Genomic DNA, 18,353 nt, shown 5'->3' with positions numbered 1-18,353 from the left:
GTCGGCGGGTGGCGAAGCTCTACTTCCGCTACGGCGCGATGAACTCGGGAAAGTCGACCGCTCTTCTGCAGGCGGCCTACAACTACGAGGAGCGCGGGCAGCGGGTGCTGCTGGCCAAGCCCGCGATCGACACCAAGGGTGCGTCCGAGATCTCGAGCCGCCTGGGGATGACGCGGGAGGTCGACTTCCTCATCGCTCCCGGCGACGATGCGAAGCAGCTCTTTCTCGCTCGCCGCGACGATGCGCGGGCGCACGCCGACGACATCGCGTGCCTGCTCATCGACGAGGCGCAGTTCCTCACGCCGGAGCAGGTCGACGACCTCTTCCGCATCGCGGTCGAGGAGGGCATCCCGGTGCTCGCCTACGGCATCCGCAACGACTTCCTGACGCATGCCTTCCCCGGATCGGCTCGCCTGCTGGCGATCGCGCACTCGCTCGAAGAGCTCAAGACCATCTGCCGGTGCGGCCGGAAGGCCGTGTTCAACGGCCGGGTGATCGGCGGGCGCTTCGTGTTCGACGGAGACCAGGTCGCGATCGACGAGGGGGCCGACGGCCAGGCCGCTCCCGAGGTGACGACCTACGAGTCGCTGTGCGGCACCTGCTACCTGCAGGAGTCCGGCGGGCGCCTGGGCTGAGCCCGCCTCCTCCCTTCGCTCTTCCGGGGCGGTGATTTCGCGTACCCGCGTTGCGTGGTCTGACCACACGACGTAGAGTGTGGTCAGACCACAGCGCGGACCACAGATGGCCGCGCGCAGTGCGACCCAGGAGAGAGCGGATGGCGGAGCAGCCGGTGCGCGCGTGGAGAGTCGTGCTCGACCACATCGAGCGCGACCTCCTCGAAGGGCGTCTGAACCCGGGCGACCGGCTCGCCTCCGAGCGCGACCTCGCCACCGACCTGGGTGTCGGCCGCTCCAGCGTGCGCGAGGCGTTCCGCGTGCTCGAGGTCATGGGCCTCATCCGCACCGCGACCGGTTCCGGGCCGCAGGCGGGCGCGATCGTCATCGCGACGCCCACCGGGGGCATGTCGCAGCTCCTGCGCCTGCAGGTGGCCGCGCACGGCTTCCCGCTGGCGGATGTCGTCGCGACCCGACTCGTGCTCGAGGACGCCACAGCCCACGCGCTCGCGACGGCGCCGAATCGAGACACCGCTGCGGCCCAGCGGATGCTCGCCGCCATGGACGCACCCGACCTCACCCCCGCGGAGTTCCTCGCCCTCGACGCGCAGCTGCACCTCGCTCTCGCCGAGGCGAGCGGCAACACCGTGATCGCCGCGATGATGGCGGGTCTCCGTTCGTCGATCGAGTCGTACGTGCAGGCCGGCGCCGCGTCGATCCCCGACTGGGACGACATGGCCGCCCGCCTGCGCGAGGAGCACCGCGCCCTCGTCGCGGCGATCGACGCCGGCGACGCGGCATCCGCCCGCGCCCTCGTGCATGCGCACATCACCGGCTACTACACCGCCGCGGGCCTGACCCGCAGGGCCTCGACCGACACGACCCCCGACAGCACCCCCGACAACTGAGAGGACCACCATGGTTCAGCGCCAGGTGCCCAAGCCCGCCGAGCTCTTCGACCTGATGAAGTTCAAGAAGCCCGAGTTCAACGGGCGCAAGCGTCGCCTCGACGCCGCGCTCACGATCGGCGACCTGCGCCTGATCGCGAAGCGCCGCACCCCGAAGGCCGCGTTCGACTACACCGACGGTGCGGCCGAGGGGGAGATCTCGCTCACCCGCGCGCGCCAGGCCTTCCAGGACGTCGAGTTCCACCCCGGCATCCTGCGCCCGGCACCGACCGTCGACACGAGCGTCGACATTCTCGGCGGACCCTCCGCGCTGCCGTTCGGCATCGCCCCGACGGGCTTCACCCGTCTGATGCAGACCGAGGGCGAGTCCGCCGGTGCCGGCGCCGCGGCCGCTGCGGGCATCCCGTTCACGCTGTCGACGCTCGGCACGACCTCGATCGAGGACGTGAAGGCCGTCACCCTTCGAGAGCCTCAGGGACGGATTCCCGGAAGGAACTGGTTTCAGCTCTACGTCATGCGCGACCGCGAGATCTCCTACGAGCTCACCCGTCGCGCGGCCGCCGCAGGATTCGACACCCTGCAGTTCACGGTCGACACACCGGTCGCCGGAGCCCGTCTGCGTGACAAGCGCAACGGCTTCAGCATCCCGCCGCAGCTCACCCTCGGCACGATCATCAACGCGATCCCGCGCCCCTGGTGGTGGTACGACTTCCTCACCACCCCGAAGCTCGAGTTCGCCTCGCTGAGCACCACCGGCGGCACCGTCGGTGAGCTGCTCGACGCCGCCATGGACCCGACCATCAGCTACGACGACCTCGCCGTGATCCGCGACATCTGGCCCGGCAAGATCGTCATCAAGGGCGTGCAGAACGTCGAGGACTCCGTCCGCCTGCGCGATGCGGGCGTCGACGGCATCGTGCTCTCGAACCACGGCGGGCGCCAGCTCGACCGCGCCCCGATCCCGTTCCACCTGCTGCCGAGCGTGCGCCAGGCGGTCGGTGACGACTTCACCGTCATGATCGACACCGGCATCATGAACGGCGCAGATATCGTCGCGGCGGTCGCCCTGGGCGCGGACTTCACGCTCATCGGCCGTGCGTACCTCTACGGTCTGATGGCCGGCGGACGCCAGGGCGTCGACCGAACCATCGCCATCCTGCGCAGCGAGATCGAGCGCACGATGCGTCTGCTCGGCGTCTCGACGCTGGCCGAGCTCGAGCCCGGACACGTCACCCAGCTGCAGCGGCTCGTTCCGGTGGCTCGCCCCGCCGCCGAGGCAGTCGTGCGCTGAGGCGCATCCGTTCTGTCGAACGACGAAGCGCCGTCGTGCCCCGCTCAGGTCTGGGGTGCGACGGCGCTTCGTCGTGGCGCCCAGGGCACGAGCATCGAGGTGGTGCGGCGGTACTCGGCGTACGCGGGGTACTTCGTGGCGGTGATCGACTCGGTGAAGATCGTCGAGCCGATGAACAGGAGCGAGAGCAGCACGGCTCCGACGATCGTCGGGTTCAGGGCGCCCCCGACGAGTCCCGCGCCTCCCGAGACGGCCGCGCTCGCGCCCAGCGCGTAGAACGCCCACCACTGCGCCTGCTCGAAGAAGAAGTTGGGGTGGCGGCTGTAACGGAAGAGCCCGGTGGTCGCGAAACCGGGGGAGAGGGTGCCTCCCGCCGCCTTCTTGCGTTGGTGGAAAACCCACTGCTGCTGGTCGGCGATCGTCTCGCCGGCGAGGAAGGCGAGGAAGGCGGCGATGAAAAGCACGTCCCAGCCCGTCATCGCGGACGGATGCCGCGCGGCCACCATCGCCGGGAGCGTGATGAGCACGAGCAGGGTCATCTGGTAGGCGATGATGAAGAACAGGTTGAAGAGCTGGAACTGCCAGGGGCGCATGCGTCCGCGCAGGATCGCCCAGCGGTAGTCCTCCATGCCGGTGTAGCCGCCCTTACGGGCGAAGTTGAACGTGAGGCGCGCGCCCCAGGCCGTGGCGAGCAGCCCCATCGCGACGAGCCGCGCCGACCCGTCGCCTTCGGCGAAGGCGACGCCCACGAAGATCCAGACGTAGGCGACCGGGACGATCGACCACGCGCGATCGACCCAGGAGGTGTCGCGGGTGATCAGCGACAGCACCCAGCAGACGAGGCTGGCAGCGGCCGCCACGATGATGACGATGAGCAGAGCGTCCATGCCGCCATGTTAGGCCCGGAGCGGGCCCGAGCGGCGGATGCCTGCGAAAGGTCGATCAGAGCGTGGGGAGGAGGGCGTCGAGCTTGTCGGCCGTGTCCTCCCAGCCGTCGACCGCGACCGAGGGCACGCCGATCGCGAGCACGGGGTAGTCGTTGCCCCCCTCGTCGAGACGGTCACCGAAGAAGAGCATGTCGGTGAGCGGGATGCCGGTGAGGTCGGCGAGGCGCGTCATCCCGAACGCCTTGTCGATGCCGGCACGGGTGATGTCGATCGACGTCGACCCACCCGAGCGCACCTCGAGGCCGGGGAGGCGGGCGGCGACGGCATCGCGCAGCGCGGCGCGCTTCGCGCCCGCCGGGTCCCACGCGTGCTTGGCGTCGCTCGGCGCGCGCTGCCCGAGGGCCGAGAAGGTGATCTGCGAGCCGCGGTCCTCGAGGATCTCGCCCCAGGGCTCGGCCTCCCACAGCTCGAGGCGTTCGGCCTCTTCCCGCAGAGCGGTGAGGGCGGCGTACTTCTCGTCGTCGGTGAGGTCGTGCGCGTAGACGGTGGCGAACTCGGTGCCGTCGTGGCGCAGGTAGCGGGTGCCGCAGGTGGGCAGGAGGTGCAGTCGGCCGAGCGCGGTGGCATCCGCGTCCGTCAGCTGGGCGATCACCTGGGTGCGGAACTGCGTCTCGTTGCCGCCCGAGATGATCGCGACGTCGACCCGGTGCAGCAGGGCCTGGAGCAGGGCGGCGATGCGCGGAGTGATCGCCGCCTTCGAGGTGGCGAGCGTGTCATCGAGGTCGAAGGCGACGAGGGAGGGCGCGGTCATGATGCTTCCAGCCTACGAGATGGCGAGGGGCCGGAGAGCACGGCGACGAGGAGTGTGGACAACACCGCGAGGACGACGCCGATCGTCGCTCCGGTCGAGTTGGCGATCACGTCGGAGACGGTCGCCGTGCGGTGCGGAAGCACCAGACGCTGGAAGACTTCGATGCCGATCGAGATCGCGGGACCGACGAGGAAGGCGAGACCCCAGACCGGGCGGGGGAGCAGCACGAACGCCAGGATTCCCACCGGCACGAAGACGAAGACGTTCGCGAGGATCTCGAGGCGGGTGAAATCGAGTGACGCCCAGCCGAGACGGTGCGCGGTCGACAGCACGAGGTCGAGCAGGTTGGGCAGACGCTGTTCGACGCGCGACGGCGTGAGGGTGAGCGCGACGAGTCCGGCGAGGAACGGGATGCCGAGACCCAGAGCCCAGGCGCGTGTGCGGCGACGCGGCGGGGGGAGGAGCGAGCCCATGCCGTCCCTTCGATCCGCGGTCGGGGTACAGAGAAGGCCGCCCCGCAGGGCGGCCTTTCCGGTGTTACTGGTCGGGGTGACAGGATTTGAACCTGCGACCTCTTCGTCCCGAACGAAGCGCGCTACCAAGCTGCGCCACACCCCGTTTTGCAACCCTCCGAGTCTACAAGGAAAAGTCGCGAGCGCCCAATCGAGCGCTCAGGCCCGCGCGGTGAGCGTGAGCAGCGTCGCCTCCGGGCGGCAGGCGAAGCGCACCGGGGCGTAGATCGAGTGCCCGCAGCCCGCGCTGACGTTGAGCGGCACGGCGCGGTCGCCGTGCGTCCAGGTGCTCAGCCCCTTGGCCTGCTTCAGGGGGATGTCGCAGTTCGCGACCAGAGCGCCGAAGCCGGGGATGCACACCTGGCCGCCGTGCGTGTGGCCGCCGAGGATCGCGTCGGCCCCGAGATCGATGAACCCGTTGAGCACCCGCTGGTACGGCGCGTGCGTGACCCCGAGCACCGGTGTGCCGGCCGGTGCCGGGCCGAGCGCTGCGATCGCGTCGGGGAGGTCGTCGAGGCGGTCCCAGTCGCGGTGGGCGTCGTTCACGCCGAAGAGGTCGATGTCGCGCCCGGCGACCGAGAGTCGCGCGGCGGTGTTGTTGAGCCCCGTCCACCCGAGCTCGTCGGTGAAGTAGCGATCCATCGCGTCGGTGTCGAGCAGGCGCGGGGCGCTCGTGTGCTTCGACGGACCGGTGAAGTACTTGAACGGGTTGCGCGGCGAGGGCTCGTTGACGTCGTTCGAGCCGTGCACGAAGACGCCGGGGATGCCGGCGAACGGATCGAACGCACGACGGATGCCGTCGAGCCCCTCGCGATGCCCGAGGTTGTCGCCGGTGTTGACGACGAGGTCGGGCTTCAGCTGGGCGAGCGAGGCGAGCCAGTCCTGCTTGTGGTGCTGCCAGGGCGCCATGTGGGCATCGGACAGGTGCAGGATGCGCAGGGGAGCGGAGCCGGGCGGCAGAGCGGATGCTTCGACCTCGCGCACCGTGAACAGGTAGCGCTCGATGCCGATGCCCCAGACCGCCGCCGCAGCGCCCACGGCCCCCACCGCGCCGAGCGCGATGAGGGCCGGGTGCACCGAAGAGGTGCGGGTCACTCGCAGACCACGGTCACGGTGGTGCCCTTGGTGGTCGCCGTCCCCGGTGTGGGATCGGTGCTGCTGACCTTCGAGCCGCCGGGGTTGCAGGAGGTGTCGAACTGGGCGTTCAGGCCGACACCGGCGAGCGAGGCGAACGCGGCTGTCTTCGACTTGCCGAGGATATCTTCCGGTACGGTCACCGCCTGCCCATTGCTGGGCGAGATCGTGACGGTCGCACCCGTCGGAGCCTGCCCCGACGGATCCTGCGCGGCGACGATGTTGGTCGCCTGCGAGCCGTCGACCGGCGTTCCGACCGAGACCGAGAATCCAGCGCCCTCCAGAGCAGCCCTCGCCTCGTCGACTGTCATCCCGACGACGCTCGGCACATCTGTGAGAATCGTGCGGGTGAGGTTTCGGTCGGGCTGAGGGAAGGCACTTCCGCCATAGACAGCATTAGCGGCTGCCTGTGTCGCCTTCGCGATCGGGTAACGGATCTCGTTGAGGAGCCCGCCCTTCTGCGAGGGCACCTGGAAGATGTCGGCCTGACCCTTCCACCGTCCGGCCCAGACCGCGGTCGCGACGTTGGTGCTCGACTCGATCATCATCGTGCCCTCGCGGTTGTGCGTTCCGGTCTTACCGATCAGCGGCGTGCGGTCGAAGGGGTTGCCCCTTGCGCCGGTGCCGCCGCTTGCCATGACGCCCTGTAGCGCGAAGGCGGCGGTCGCGGCGACCTCGGGGGAGATCACGCCCTCCTTGCACGCCACGGGCGGGATCGGGTGCTCGGTGCCGTCGGCGTTCAGAACCTTCTCGATCGCGCGCGGGGCGCAGTAGGTGCCGCCGTTCGCGACGGTCGCGTAGGCCGCCGCCATCGCCATCGGCGAGATGTTCTTCGAGCCGAGCACGTCGTAGGGCGCGTTCTTGTCCGTGACCTTCTCGCCGGTGCCGAAGGTCACGCCCATGCGGTCGGCGACCTTGTTGATGTCGCAGATGTCGAGCTTCGCGGCCATGGCGAAGTACCCGCTGTTGAGCGACTGCGCGGTGAAGTTGAGCACGTTGCTCGTGTATCCGCGGTTGCCACCGAAGTTACCGATCTCCGCGGTGTTGACGGTCTGGGTTCCGCCGCACACGTTCATCTTGAGGTTCCGCTGCACGGCTCCGTTGAGCGTCTCTCTCACGGAATGCCCCTTCTCGAGCCAGTCGATGAGGGTGAAGAGCTTGTAGGCCGATCCGACCGGGAAGCCGTCGGAGTTTCCGTGGACCCGGTCGCCCGCGAACACGATCGAGGTGAACGCCTGGTCGTCGGTCACCGTCTCGCTGAACGTGGTGTTCTGCGTCATCGAGATGATGTTGCCGTTCTTGGTGTTGAGCGAGACGCCGGCGGCGCCGAAGTACTGGTTGTCCATGTTGCCCGGAGCATTGTCGGCCATGGCCTGGGCGGCCGGGCCCTGCACACGCAAGTCGAGCGTGGTGTAGATCTTCAGGCCGCCGCGGCGCAGCAGCTCGCTGCGTTCCTGTCGGGTCTCCCCGAAGATCGGGTCGTTCTCGATGATCGACTTCGCGTACTGGCAGAAGTAGGCGTTCTGGCCGGCCGTGGCGCATCCCTGCACGGACGGTGTGATCGCGGGCTCGATGGGCGAGGCATAGGCCTCGTCGTACTCGGCCTCGGTGATCTTTCCGTCGGCCTTCATGCGGTTGAGCACGTAGTTGCGACGTTCCAGCGTGGCCGCGTAACCGTCTGCGGCCGAGTTGTGGGCGACGCCATCGTTATCGGTATACGTGCCCTCCGGCAGATCGATACGGAAGGTGTTCGGGTTCTGCACGATGCCGGCCAGGGTTGCTGCCTGAGCGATCGTGAGGTTCGATGCGGATGCCGAGAAGTAGTACTTGGCGGCGGCCTCGATGCCGTACACGGTGCCGCCGAAGTTCGCGATGTTGAGGTAGCCGAGAAGGATGTCGTTCTTCGACGACGTCTTCTCGATCTGGATGGCGTAGCGCATCTCCTGCAGCTTGCGCTCGATACCGGCGGCGCCTTCGGCGTTCGTGGCGTCCGTCCAGCACTTCTGCAGATCCGCGGAATAGGTCTCCGACGCTGTGTCGGCCTTCTGCTCGCACTCCTGGATCTGCACGTTCTTCACGAACTGCTGCGTGATCGTCGACGCACCGCGACTCGAGGTCTTGCGCAGGTTGTCGATGACGGCCTTGACGGTCGCGCCGAGGTTGACGCCGCCGTGGCTGTAGAAGTTCTTGTCCTCGCTCGACAGGATCGCGTTGATGAGGGTCGGCGAGAGATCCTCGTACTTCACCGGAACACGGTTCTGCTCGTAGAACGAGGCGAGCGCGATGTTCTCCCCGGTGTTCGGGTCGGTCGCGTAGATGGTCGACTGCTCCATCGGCGCGTTGACGTCGAGGTTCGCAGGGAGCTCTTCGAACAGCGTCACGGCGCTGTTGCCGGCGATGCCGGCCATCGCGAGGACGGGCGTGACGCTGGTGGTGACAAGAAGGCCGGCGACGGCGCTCAGACCGACGAGCCCGAGCAGACCACCGAGCACGCCTTTCACCGTACGGTTCTTTTGAGGCATACGCTTGATCGTAGGGGAGTTCCCTGAATACCGCCTTTGACGGGCCCGCGTTCGTCCGCTGCGCCCGCACGACGATCCGATGGAGTGCCATGACCACGTGGGAATACCTCACCACGCCGCTGCTGATCCACAACACCGCGGCGATCCTCAACAACTGGGGCAAGCAGGGCTGGGAGCTCGTCCAGGTGGTGCAGGGTCCCGAGGGCGGACTCGTCGCCTACTTCAAGCGCCCCGTCACGCAGGACGGCTCGAACGAGACCGGTCTCGCGGCTGCCGCCCAGGCCGCCCGCCAGTTCGAGGGTGGTGCCGCATGAGCATCTCCGCCCGCCTCGCAGAGCTCGGCATCGAACTTCCTGCCGTCGCCGCTCCGGTCGCCGCCTACGTACCCGCTGTCGTGCACGCGGGGCTCGTCTACACCTCGGGCCAGCTCCCGTTCACCGATGGCGCTCTTCCCGCGACCGGCAAGGTCGGCGCGGACGTCGACGCCGCCGACGCCCAGGCCTACGCCCGCACCTGCGCGCTGAACGCCCTCGCCGCCGCGGCGGATGCCGCGGGCGGTGTCGACCGGATCGCCGGGGTGCTGCGCGTCGGGGGGTTCGTGGCATCCGTTCCCGAGTTCTCGGGCCAGCCCGGTGTCATCAACGGTGCGAGTGAAGTGCTCGGCGAGATCTTCGGCGACGCCGGCCGTCACGCCCGCGCCGCCGTCGGCGTGCCCGTGCTGCCGCTCGACAGCCCCGTCGAGGTCGAGGTCACCTTCCTCCTCGCCTGATCGGCCCGCGGCATCCGCCTCTCTCCCTACCGGGAGGCGAGACGCCCGGTCGCAGCAGATCGATGGCGAGCGCAGCGATGCCCCTGCGCCGGGCGATCGGGGTGCAGGGGTCCCCGTCTCGACCGGCGCAGGGGCATTGCGGAGCGGGCCCCCGAGAAACTACTTGACCTGCGACGAGATGATCGTCATCACCGCGGTGTCGGCCAGCGTCGTTGTGTCGCCGACCTCGCGACCCTCGGCGACGTCGCGCAGCAGGCGGCGCATGATCTTGCCGGAGCGGGTCTTGGGCAGTTCACCCACGATGTAGACGTCGCGCGGGCGGGCGATCGCCCCGATCTGCTCGCCGACCCACAGGCGCAGCTGCTGGGCGAGACCGGCGGGGTCGTGCGCTGAGAGGTAGCTCTCCTTGATGATGACGAAGGCGACGACCGCCTGGCCCGTCGTCTCGTCGGACGCCCCGACCACGGCCGCCTCGGCGGTGGCCTCGTGGGCGACGAGCGACGACTCGATCTCGGCCGTCGAGAGGCGGTGTCCCGAGACGTTCATCACGTCGTCCACGCGCCCGAGCAGCCAGAGATCGCCGTCGTTGTCGAGGCGGGCGCCGTCGCCGGCGAAGTAGTACCCCTGGTCCTCGAACTTCTCCCAGTAGGTCTCGCGGAAGCGCTCCGGGTCGCCCCAGATGCCGCGCAGCATGCTCGGCCAGGGTTCGGTCACCACGAGCAGGCCGCCGTTGCCGTTGCCGACCTCCTGACCCTGCTCGTCGACGACGTCGATGCGGATGCCGGGGAGCGGCACCTGCGCCGAGCCCGGTTTCGTGGCGGTGACGCCCGGCAGCGGCGAGACCATGATCGCGCCGGTCTCGGTCTGCCACCAGGTGTCGACGATGGGGGCGCGGTTGCCGCCGATGACCTCGCGGTACCACATCCACGCCTCCGGGTTGATGGGCTCTCCCACCGATCCGAGCACGCGCAGCGACGAGAGGTCGAACTTCTGCGGGACGCTGCGTCCGATCTTCATGAACGACCGGATGGCGGTCGGGGCGGTGTAGAAGACCGACACCTTGTACTTCTCGATGATCTCCCACCAGCGACCGGGGTGCGGGGCATCCGGGGTGCCTTCGTAGATGACCTGCGTCGCTCCGTTCGCGAGCGGGCCGTAGGTCACGTAGGAGTGCCCGGTGATCCAGCCGATGTCGGCCGTGCACCAGTAGACGTCGCTGTCGGCGTGCAGGTCGAAGACGTACTTGTGCGAGTACGCGGCCTGTGTCAGGTAGCCGCCGGACGTGTGCAGGATGCCTTTCGGCTTCCCGGTGGTGCCCGAGGTGTAGAGGATGAAGAGGGGGTTCTCGGCGGGGAACGCCTCGGCGGTGTGCTCGGCGGATGCCGCGGGCACGGCCTCGTGCCACCAGACGTCGCGACCATCGACCCAGTCGACCTCGTTGCCTCCGCGACGCACGACGAGCACGTGCTCGACCGTGAGCTGCTCGCCGTCTCCGCGGTCGCTCAGCGCTTGGTCGACGGCCGGCTTGAGCGCCGAGACGCGACCCTTGCGGTAACCGCCGTCTGCGGTGATGACGACCTTGGCGCCGGCGTCGTCGATGCGCGCCCGCAGGCTGTCGGCGCTGAATCCGCCGAAGACCACCGAGTGGATGGCGCCGAGACGCGCGACGGCGAGCATCGCGGCGACGGCTTCGGGGATCATCGGCAGGTAGATGGCGACGCGGTCCCCCTGGCCGACGCCGAGATCGGCGAGCACGTTGGCCGTGCGCTTGACCTCGTCGGTCAGCTCGGCGTAGGTGATGCTGCGGCTGTCGCCGGGCTCGCCCTCCCAGTGCAGAGCGACGCGGTCGCCGTTGCCCTGCTCGACATGTCGGTCGAGGCAGTTGTAGGCGACGTTGAGCTCGCCGTCGTCGAACCACTTGGCGAACGGCGGGGCGGACCAGTCGAGAACCCGGGTGAACGGCGTGTGCCAGTGCAGCAGTTCGCGCGACTGATCGGCCCAGAAGCCCTCGCGGTCGGCGGCGGCGCGCTCGTAGAGCTCGGGGGAGGAGATCGACTGGGCGACGAACTCCTCGGACGGCGGGAACTGGCGGTTCTCATCGAGAAGGTGGTCGATCTGACTGCTCATCGGCAGACGCTCCTTTGCGGCTGGGGTCGATCCCGGGTGGTGCGTCCGGGACAGGGCGAATCTAGTCTCGCGCACGGGGGATCAATACTGCCGAAAGTCGGTAGTCGCGTCGGTTTTGTCAGGACGGTTGCCTTGCGTACACTCGACCTCAGCCGAATACTCATTCCGGCCTTGGCGCGCCCGATTCCCCCGATCGGTGCCCGCCCCGGGCGGCACCTCATTCCCCCCGTGAGGTGCCGCCTTTCTCGTTACCGGCGAGGCGCTGCGATCGGTTCTGCACGGCGCGGCGATGCCGTGGGTTCTGCACAGCGACCGCATCCGTGGACGGGCGGCGTCCCACCCGTTGCCTAGCGTCGGGGCATGGCCGATCCGTTCATCCTCCAGCCCCGGGGCACCGAGACCCCGCACGGCGCCTCGGTGCCGAACCCGCCGGCCCCGCTGCGGATCGACCCCGCGTTCGGGATGCTGGCCGAACACTGCGCCGACGACGCCGTCACCGATCTCTTCGTCAACGGCGACGGAGGACTGTTCCTCGATCGGGGCGAGGGCGCCGAACCCGTCTCCGCGTGGCGGGCATCCGAACGCGAGGTCCGCGATCTCGCGGTCGCCCTCGTCGGACTCGGAGGGCGCCATCTCGACGACCAGTCGCCGTGCGTCGACGTGCGGCTCGACTCCGGCATCCGCGTGCACGCCGTGCTCGCCCCCGTCGCGGCCAGCGGCACCGCCATCTCGATTCGCATCCCCCGGGTGCGCGCCGCCGACCTCGATGCGCTCGCGGCGCTCGGCTGCTTCGACGCACGGATGCAGCGGTGGCTGACGAGCCTGGTGCACGAGCGGGCGAATCTGCTGATCACCGGAGGCACGGGCACGGGCAAGACGACGCTGCTCTCCGCGCTGCTCTCGGAGGCCGCGGACTCCGAGCGCCTCGTGACGATCGAAGACGTCGCCGAGCTGCGGCCGCGGCATCCGCACCACGTCGCCCTCGAAGCGCGGCAGGCCAACCTCGAGGGCGCGGGAGGGATCAGCCTGGCGCGTCTGGTGAGGGAGTCGCTGCGCATGCGGCCGGATCGGCTGATCGTGGGCGAGTGCCGCGGTGAGGAGATCCGAGAACTGCTCACCGCGCTCAACACCGGGCATGACGGCGGCGCCGGGACCCTGCATGCGAGTGGGCTGACCGATGTGCCCGCGCGGCTGGAAGCGCTCGGGGCACTCGCGGGGATGGATGCCACGGCGTTGGCGCGGCAGACCGTGAGCGCCTTCAGCACCGTGCTGCATCTCGTGCGCGATCCCGGCGGAACCCGGCGTATTGCGCAGGCGGGGGTGTTCGCGCTCGCGGACGACCGGCTGACGATCGAGGAGGTGCGGCCATGGTGAGGCGGCGAGTGCGGGATGTGACGCGCGATGCGGATACCGCGACCTCCGTGCAGACGCTGGCCGTGCTGTTGCAAGCCGGAGCCATGCCGACGGTGGCTTGGCGGCATCTCGCAGAGACCGGTGACCGGCACGCGATCGCCATCGTGTCGCGCATCGACGCGGGCGAGCCCATCGCCGCCGCGATCGAGGCGGAGGGCGGGGTGTGGGTCGATCTCGCCTCGGCCTGGGAGATCGCGACCACGGTGGGCGCACCGCTCGCCGAGGTGCTGCGCACGCTGGCCGAGACCCTTCGCGACGCCGCCTCCGCGGCCGATGACGTGCGCATCGCCCTCGCCGAGCCCGCCGGCACGGCGCGCCTGCTGCTGTGGATGCCGCTCGCCGGTCTGCTCCTGGGGTTCGCGCTGGGCTTCGACACGATCGGGGTCATCATCCGGAACCCGATCGGCGCCGCCTGTGTGCTCGCCGGGGGAGGGCTCGTGCTCCTCGCGCGGGTCTGGACGGCGAGCCTGCTCCGGCGGGCGCGGCCGTCACCGGGAACACCGGGCATGCGCGCCGAACTCGTCGCGGTGGCCCTGGCGGGCGGAGCCTCGATCGACCGGGCTCTGGGGCTCCTCGACGCGGTCGGATCGATCGCGCACGGGGGAGAGGACCGTGTGCCCGCCGTGCTCGAACTGTCGCGCGCGGCGGGCGTCCCCGCCGTGGAGCTCCTCCGCGCGTCGGCTGCCCAGGAGCGCCACACGTCGCGGGTCGAGGGCAGGTTGCGCGCCTCGCGTCTCTCGACACGGCTGCTCCTCCCGCTCGGCGTCTGCACGCTCCCCGCCTTCCTGCTGCTGGGCGTCGCGCCGATGCTCCTCAGCGTCCTGACCTCCACACCGCTCCCGATATGAGCGGAACGACGACGCGACCGCGTCACACCAGAAAGAAGGAACACCATGCACGCACTTCCCCCACTCGACCGGCGTCGGGCCGCATCGCTGTTCGGCGACGAAACCGGAGCGGCGACGGCCGAGTACGCGATCACCACGATGGCCGCCGTGGCCTTTGCGGGTCTACTCGTCGTCATCATGCGCTCCGACGAGGTGCGCGGCATCCTCACCGACCTGGTGCGCCGGGCGCTGACCGTGGCGTGATGCCGCGATCCCGACTCGCACGGCTCGGCGGTGACCGGGGATCGGTCGCCGCCGAGTTGGCCCTCGCGCTGCCGGCGGTCGTCCTCGTGCTCGCCCTCGGCGTCGGAGCGCTCGGCGCCGCCACGCGTCAGGTGTCTCTGCAGGATGCGGCGGCCGATGCCGCCCGCCTCCTCGGGCGAGGCGAAGACACGGGGCGCGCCGCCGATGCCGTGGCGCGCGCGGCGCCGGGTGCCACCATGTCGTCCGCGACCTCCGGCGACCTCGTCTGCGTGACGGCGCGCACGGAGGTGGCCGTCGGCAATCTCCTCACCGTGCCGCTGCAGGCATCGAGCTGCGCCCTGGCGGGCGGTCTCTGATGGCCGGATCCGCGCTCGCCACCGGCGTTCTGGTGACAGCGGCCGGCCTCGCCCTCGGGCTCGCCGCGGTCGGCGGCGCCGCCATCACCGCGCAACGGGTCGCCGGTGCGGCCGATGCGGCGGCGCTCGCCGCGGCGGACGCCGTCAGCGGTGCCGTCGTCGTCTCCGACGAGCCCTGTGCCGTCGCCGCGCGAGTGGCCGGGGCTGCGGGTGCGACCCTCACCGGATGCTCGATCGAGGGCTTCGTGGCGACCGTGCAGGTGGAGTCGGCGTACGCTGGAGTCGTTGCCGTCTCCCGAGCCCGTGCCGGGCCACCCGAGGGCGAATGACGGCAGAACGTACCTCCTCACTGCGACGCACCCGGATAGCAGGGGTGTGTATGGTGTGCTTCGAAGAAAGGACGCCCCCTTGGCTGAAGGCAAGAAGCTCGTCATCGTCGAGTCTCCGACGAAGATGCGGTCTATTCAGGGATACCTCGGAGACGGCTACGAGGTGCTCAGCTCGGTCGGCCACATCCGCGACCTCGCCGACAAGCGGGACATCCCGGCCGCCGACAAGGAGGCCTACGGGAAGTACTCGATCGACATCGAGAACGGCTTCGACCCCTACTACGTCGTCTCCGATCGCAAGACGAAGACGGTCGCCGAACTCAAGCGCGCCCTGAAGACCGCCGACGAGCTCCTGCTCGCCACTGATGAGGACCGCGAGGGTGAGGCGATCGCCTGGCACCTGCTCGAGACCCTCAAGCCCAAGGTCCCCGTCAAGCGCATGGTCTTCCACGAGATCACCAAGGACGCGATCCAGGCAGCCGTCGGCAACACCCGCGAGCTCGACCACGCGCTCGTCGATGCGCAGGAGACCCGCCGCATCCTCGACCGCCTGTACGGCTGGGATGTCTCGCCCGTCCTCTGGTACAAGGTCAAGACCGGCATCTCGGCCGGCCGCGTGCAGTCCGCTGCCACCCGTCTGATCGTCGACCGGGAACGCGAGCGCATGGCGTTCGTCTCGGCCGAGTACTGGGATGTCGATGCCGCTGCGGCCGCAACCGGAACGTCGTTCCGCATCCGCCTCGTGCGCGTCGACGGCGGGCAGCTCGCCCGCGGCACCGACTTCGACGACCGCGGTGCCCTGAAGAAGGCCGTCGTCGTCCTCGACGAGGCCAAGGCCCACGCCCTCGCCCAGGCCGTCGAATCGGCCGGCGCCGGGACGGTGACCAAGGTCGAGGCCAAGCCCGGCACCCGCAGCCCCTACGCCCCGTTCACCACCTCCACGATGCAGCAGGAGGCGGGACGCAAGCTCTCGATGGGGGCGAAGCAGGCGATGAGCGTCGCCCAGCGTCTCTACGAGAAGGGGTACATCACCTATATGCGTACCGACTCCACGTCGCTGAGCACCCAGGCGGTGCAGGCGGCGCGGAGCCAGGCGGTCGCGCTCTACGGCGACTCCGCGGTGCCGCTCAAGCCCCGCGTGTACAAGTCGAAGAGCAAGAACGCGCAGGAGGCGCACGAGGCGATCCGTCCCTCGGGCGACAACTTCCGCACCCCCGCGTCGCTCTCGTCCGAGCTCGACCGTGACGAGCAGCGCCTCTACGACCTGATCTGGAAGCGCACCGTCGCCAGCCAGATGGCCGACGCGAAGTACGAGACGACGACCGTCACGATCGCGGTGAACGCCGCCGGGCAGGTCGCGGAGTTCACGGCATCCGGAACCGTCTACACCTTCAAGGGCTTCCTCGAGGCGTACGAAGAGGGTCGCGACGAGAAGCGCGGCGATGCGGATGCCGCCGAGAACCAGTCGCTCCCGGCCGTCGCCGTGGGCGATGAGCTGTCGGTCGCCGAAGCCGAGGCCAAGGGGCACCGCACGACGCCGAAGCCGCGGTACACCGAGGCATCGCTCGTCAAGGTGCTCGAGGAGAAGGGCATCGGGCGTCCGTCGACGTTCGCGACGATCCCCGAGACGATCCTCGATCGCGGCTACGCGGTCAAGCGCGGCCAGGCGCTCGTGCCGACGTGGCTCGCCTTCAGCGTCGTCCGCCTGCTCGAAGAGCACTTCGCCGAGCTGGTCGACTACGACTTCACGGCCTCGCTCGAGGACGACCTCGACACGATCGCACGCGGCGAGCAGGACCGCGTCGAGTGGCTGAAGGGCTTCTACTTCGGTTCCGACGCGCACGTCGGCCTGCGCAAGGTCGTCGACAACCTCGGCGAGATCGATGCGCGAGCGCTCAACTCGACACCGATCACCGACACCGCGACCCTGCGCTTCGGCAAGTACGGCCCCTACCTCGAGGTCGCCGACCCCGAGAACCCCGAGGCCAAGCCGCGCATCGTCAACGTTCCGGAAGACCTCGCGCCCGACGAGCTCACGGCCGAGAAGGCGCAGGAGCTCATCGACGCTCCCGTCGCCGGCGACCGCGTTCTCGGAGAGAACCCCGAGAACGGCAAGATCGTCGTCGTCAAGGACGGACGCTTCGGCCCGTACGTGCAGGAGAACGACCCGGTGTCCGAGGACGCCGCGGTCGATGAGACGACCGGTGAGGTCGTCGAAGCCCCGAAGAAGCGCGGTGCCAAGAAGGAGGCCGCGCCCAAGCCGCGCACCGCATCGCTCTTCAAGTCGATGTCGGTCGACGCGATCGATCTCGACACCGCCCTTCAGCTGCTCACCCTGCCGCGCGTCGTCGGCGTCGACCCCGAATCGGGCGACGAGATCACCGCCCAGAACGGCCGCTTCGGTCCATACCTGAAGAAGGGCGCCGATTCGCGCTCGCTCGAGAGCGAATCGCAGATCTTCGACGTGACCCTCGAGCAGGCGCTCGAGATCTACAAGCAGCCCAAGTACGGTGCCCGCCGGGCATCCAGCGCGCTCGCCGAGTTCGACGCCGACCCGGTCAGTGGCAAGCCGATCCGCATTCGCGACGGTCGATTCGGCGCCTACGTGACCGACGGGGAGACCAACGTCACGATTCCGCGCGGCCAGAAGCCCGAGGACATCACGTTCGAGATCGCCGTGCAGATGCTGGCCGATAAGCGCGCGAAGGGCCCCGCTCCCAAGCGCGGCTCGCGTGCGGCGGCCAAGAAGGCGCCGGCCAAGAAGGCTCCTGCCAAGAAGGCGCCGGCCAAGAAGGCTGCAGCGAAGAAGGCTCCGACGGATGCCGAGAAGGCGGCCGCACGCTCGGCTGCGGCGAAGAAGGCGGCCGCGACGCGCGCCGCGAACGCCGCCGCGAAGAAGGCCGGTTCGTGACGGAAGGCCGCGGTCGCTGGATCACGCTCGAGGGCGGTGACGGCTCGGGCAAGACCACGCAGTCGGACCTGCTCGCCTCCTGGCTGTCGGAGACCGGCCATGAAGTCGTGCGCACGCGCGAGCCCGGCGGGTCGGAGGTCGGCCAGCTGATCCGCGACATCGTGCTCCACCACCGCGGCGACATCGCGCCGCGTGCCGAGGCCCTGCTGTACGCGGCGGACCGGGCGCATCACGTCGCGACCGTCGTGCGGCCCGCGCTCGAGCGGGGCGACATCGTGCTGCAGGATCGCTACCTCGACTCGTCCGTCGCCTACCAGGGCGCGGGCCGCGTGCTCGATGCGACCGAGATCCGCGACCTGTCGCTCTGGGCCGCCGAGGGAGCGCTGCCCGACCTCACGGTGCTGCTCGACCTCGACCCGCAGACCGCCCGCACCCGGCTCGACTCGGCCGACAAGCCCTTCGATCGGCTCGAGGCGGAGAAGGCCGAGTTCCACGGTCGAGTGCGCGATGCGTACCTTTCGCTCGCCGCCGCAGAACCGGAGCGCTTCCTCGTGATCGACGCCTCCGCGCCGGTCGACGTGATCGCCGGCGAGATCCGTGCGCGGGTCGCGTCGTTCCTGGCCTGAGCCCCCTCCTCTGCACAGCGCCACGATCGCATGCGGTCGGCGTCGGTGGTGC

Annotated in this window: 18 protein-coding genes and 1 tRNA gene; 12 read left to right on the top strand and 7 right to left on the bottom strand. The window is 69.6% G+C overall.

Annotated elements, in window-relative coordinates; all coding sequences use genetic code 11:
- Window positions 1-8: 8 nt before the first annotated feature.
- The 3 genes from ACTJKK_RS06760 (at window position 9) to ACTJKK_RS06750 (ending at window position 2,813) form a co-directional block, all read left to right on the top strand.
- Window positions 9-635 (top strand): thymidine kinase, encoded by a 627-nt coding sequence (locus ACTJKK_RS06760; RefSeq protein WP_247625084.1) that lies wholly within the window; start codon window positions 9-11, stop codon window positions 633-635.
- 140 nt (window positions 636-775) lie between these two features.
- A complete protein-coding gene (locus ACTJKK_RS06755) occupies window positions 776-1,522 on the top strand; it encodes a FadR/GntR family transcriptional regulator (protein WP_440747424.1) in 747 nt (248 codons plus the stop codon).
- Between the two features lie 10 nt (window positions 1,523-1,532).
- Window positions 1,533-2,813 (top strand): alpha-hydroxy acid oxidase, encoded by a 1,281-nt coding sequence (locus ACTJKK_RS06750; protein WP_440747423.1) that lies wholly within the window; start codon window positions 1,533-1,535, stop codon window positions 2,811-2,813.
- A 44-nt stretch (window positions 2,814-2,857) separates the two neighbouring features.
- On the opposite strand, the gene ACTJKK_RS06745 is transcribed toward ACTJKK_RS06750, so the two are convergent.
- From ACTJKK_RS06745 to ACTJKK_RS06720, 6 genes are all read right to left on the bottom strand, one after another.
- Window positions 2,858-3,700 carry a DUF1295 domain-containing protein gene (locus tag ACTJKK_RS06745; RefSeq protein ID WP_440747422.1) on the bottom strand — a complete coding sequence of 281 codons (843 nt, stop codon included), beginning with the start codon at window positions 3,698-3,700 and terminating at the stop codon, window positions 2,858-2,860.
- 55 nt (window positions 3,701-3,755) lie between these two features.
- Entirely contained in the window at window positions 3,756-4,511 is a 756-nt protein-coding gene (locus tag ACTJKK_RS06740) for an HAD-IIB family hydrolase (RefSeq protein ID WP_440747421.1), read from the bottom strand.
- Window positions 4,508-4,984 carry a VanZ family protein gene (locus ACTJKK_RS06735; protein WP_440747420.1) on the bottom strand — a complete coding sequence of 159 codons (477 nt, stop codon included), beginning with the start codon at window positions 4,982-4,984 and terminating at the stop codon, window positions 4,508-4,510. The genes ACTJKK_RS06740 and ACTJKK_RS06735 overlap by 4 nt, the downstream gene beginning before the upstream one ends.
- Window positions 4,985-5,052: 68 nt before the next feature.
- Window positions 5,053-5,129 (bottom strand) — tRNA-Pro (locus ACTJKK_RS06730).
- A 53-nt stretch (window positions 5,130-5,182) separates the two neighbouring features.
- A complete protein-coding gene (locus tag ACTJKK_RS06725; protein WP_440747419.1) occupies window positions 5,183-6,118 on the bottom strand; it encodes a metallophosphoesterase in 936 nt (311 codons plus the stop codon).
- Window positions 6,115-8,679 carry a transglycosylase domain-containing protein gene (locus ACTJKK_RS06720; RefSeq protein ID WP_440747418.1) on the bottom strand — a complete coding sequence of 855 codons (2,565 nt, stop codon included), beginning with the start codon at window positions 8,677-8,679 and terminating at the stop codon, window positions 6,115-6,117. The genes ACTJKK_RS06725 and ACTJKK_RS06720 overlap by 4 nt, the downstream gene beginning before the upstream one ends.
- An 89-nt stretch (window positions 8,680-8,768) precedes the next feature.
- Here ACTJKK_RS06720 and ACTJKK_RS06715 point away from each other — a divergent pair, with 89 nt between their 5' ends.
- A complete protein-coding gene (locus tag ACTJKK_RS06715) occupies window positions 8,769-8,993 on the top strand; it encodes a DUF4177 domain-containing protein (RefSeq protein WP_247625076.1) in 225 nt (74 codons plus the stop codon).
- Complete coding sequence (locus ACTJKK_RS06710) at window positions 8,990-9,448, top strand: RidA family protein (RefSeq protein ID WP_440747417.1); 459 nt, start codon at window positions 8,990-8,992, stop codon at window positions 9,446-9,448. Before ACTJKK_RS06715 ends, ACTJKK_RS06710 begins: the two co-directional genes overlap by 4 nt.
- 159 nt (window positions 9,449-9,607) lie before the next feature.
- On the opposite strand, the gene acs is transcribed toward ACTJKK_RS06710, so the two are convergent.
- Window positions 9,608-11,575, bottom strand: coding sequence for an acetate--CoA ligase (acs, locus tag ACTJKK_RS06705; protein ID WP_440747416.1), 1,968 nt, complete (start codon window positions 11,573-11,575; stop codon window positions 9,608-9,610).
- A gap of 360 nt (window positions 11,576-11,935) precedes the next feature.
- Here acs and ACTJKK_RS06700 point away from each other — a divergent pair, with 360 nt between their 5' ends.
- The 7 genes from ACTJKK_RS06700 (at window position 11,936) to tmk (ending at window position 18,301) form a co-directional block, all read left to right on the top strand.
- On the top strand, window positions 11,936-12,949 hold the full coding sequence (locus ACTJKK_RS06700; RefSeq protein ID WP_440747415.1) for a TadA family conjugal transfer-associated ATPase: 1,014 nt from the start codon (window positions 11,936-11,938) through the stop codon (window positions 12,947-12,949).
- Window positions 12,943-13,836 (top strand): type II secretion system F family protein, encoded by an 894-nt coding sequence (locus ACTJKK_RS06695; protein ID WP_440747414.1) that lies wholly within the window; start codon window positions 12,943-12,945, stop codon window positions 13,834-13,836. The genes ACTJKK_RS06700 and ACTJKK_RS06695 overlap by 7 nt, the downstream gene beginning before the upstream one ends.
- A gap of 45 nt (window positions 13,837-13,881) precedes the next feature.
- Entirely contained in the window at window positions 13,882-14,079 is a 198-nt protein-coding gene (locus tag ACTJKK_RS06690) for a DUF4244 domain-containing protein (RefSeq protein WP_247634171.1), read from the top strand.
- Window positions 14,079-14,435, top strand: coding sequence for a TadE family type IV pilus minor pilin (locus tag ACTJKK_RS06685; RefSeq protein ID WP_440747413.1), 357 nt, complete (start codon window positions 14,079-14,081; stop codon window positions 14,433-14,435). The genes ACTJKK_RS06690 and ACTJKK_RS06685 overlap by 1 nt, the downstream gene beginning before the upstream one ends.
- Entirely contained in the window at window positions 14,435-14,764 is a 330-nt protein-coding gene (locus tag ACTJKK_RS06680; RefSeq protein WP_440747412.1) for a helicase, read from the top strand. The genes ACTJKK_RS06685 and ACTJKK_RS06680 overlap by 1 nt, the downstream gene beginning before the upstream one ends.
- A gap of 79 nt (window positions 14,765-14,843) precedes the next feature.
- Window positions 14,844-17,675, top strand: a complete 2,832-nt coding sequence (gene topA / locus ACTJKK_RS06675; protein ID WP_440747411.1) for a type I DNA topoisomerase — start codon at window positions 14,844-14,846, stop codon at window positions 17,673-17,675.
- The gene (tmk, locus tag ACTJKK_RS06670) at window positions 17,672-18,301 is read left to right on the top strand and encodes a dTMP kinase (protein WP_440747410.1); all 630 of its coding nucleotides are present in this window, start codon (window positions 17,672-17,674) and stop codon (window positions 18,299-18,301) included. Before topA ends, tmk begins: the two co-directional genes overlap by 4 nt.
- The last annotated feature ends 52 nt before the right edge of the window (window positions 18,302-18,353 follow it).

This window comes from Microbacterium sp. 22179 (assembly GCF_052045715.1).
GTDB classification, from domain to species: Bacteria; Actinomycetota; Actinomycetes; order Actinomycetales; family Microbacteriaceae; genus Microbacterium; species Microbacterium galbinum.
This window is presented reverse-complemented; position numbering and strand designations above follow the sequence as displayed.

Coding starts and splice junctions, on each gene's coding strand:
- ACTJKK_RS06755 (WP_440747424.1), top strand. CDS start 776: ATGGCGGAGCAGCCGGTGCGCGCGTGGAGAGTCGTGCTCGACCACATC.
- ACTJKK_RS06750 (WP_440747423.1), top strand. CDS start 1,533: ATGGTTCAGCGCCAGGTGCCCAAGCCCGCCGAGCTCTTCGACCTGATG.
- ACTJKK_RS06745 (WP_440747422.1), bottom strand. CDS start 3,700: ATGGACGCTCTGCTCATCGTCATCATCGTGGCGGCCGCTGCCAGCCTC.
- ACTJKK_RS06740 (WP_440747421.1), bottom strand. CDS start 4,511: ATGACCGCGCCCTCCCTCGTCGCCTTCGACCTCGATGACACGCTCGCC.
- ACTJKK_RS06735 (WP_440747420.1), bottom strand. CDS start 4,984: ATGGGCTCGCTCCTCCCCCCGCCGCGTCGCCGCACACGCGCCTGGGCT.
- ACTJKK_RS06720 (WP_440747418.1), bottom strand. CDS start 8,679: ATGCCTCAAAAGAACCGTACGGTGAAAGGCGTGCTCGGTGGTCTGCTC.
- ACTJKK_RS06715 (WP_247625076.1), top strand. CDS start 8,769: ATGACCACGTGGGAATACCTCACCACGCCGCTGCTGATCCACAACACC.
- ACTJKK_RS06710 (WP_440747417.1), top strand. CDS start 8,990: ATGAGCATCTCCGCCCGCCTCGCAGAGCTCGGCATCGAACTTCCTGCC.
- acs (WP_440747416.1), bottom strand. CDS start 11,575: ATGAGCAGTCAGATCGACCACCTTCTCGATGAGAACCGCCAGTTCCCG.
- ACTJKK_RS06700 (WP_440747415.1), top strand. CDS start 11,936: ATGGCCGATCCGTTCATCCTCCAGCCCCGGGGCACCGAGACCCCGCAC.
- ACTJKK_RS06695 (WP_440747414.1), top strand. CDS start 12,943: ATGGTGAGGCGGCGAGTGCGGGATGTGACGCGCGATGCGGATACCGCG.
- ACTJKK_RS06690 (WP_247634171.1), top strand. CDS start 13,882: ATGCACGCACTTCCCCCACTCGACCGGCGTCGGGCCGCATCGCTGTTC.
- ACTJKK_RS06685 (WP_440747413.1), top strand. CDS start 14,079: ATGCCGCGATCCCGACTCGCACGGCTCGGCGGTGACCGGGGATCGGTC.
- ACTJKK_RS06680 (WP_440747412.1), top strand. CDS start 14,435: ATGGCCGGATCCGCGCTCGCCACCGGCGTTCTGGTGACAGCGGCCGGC.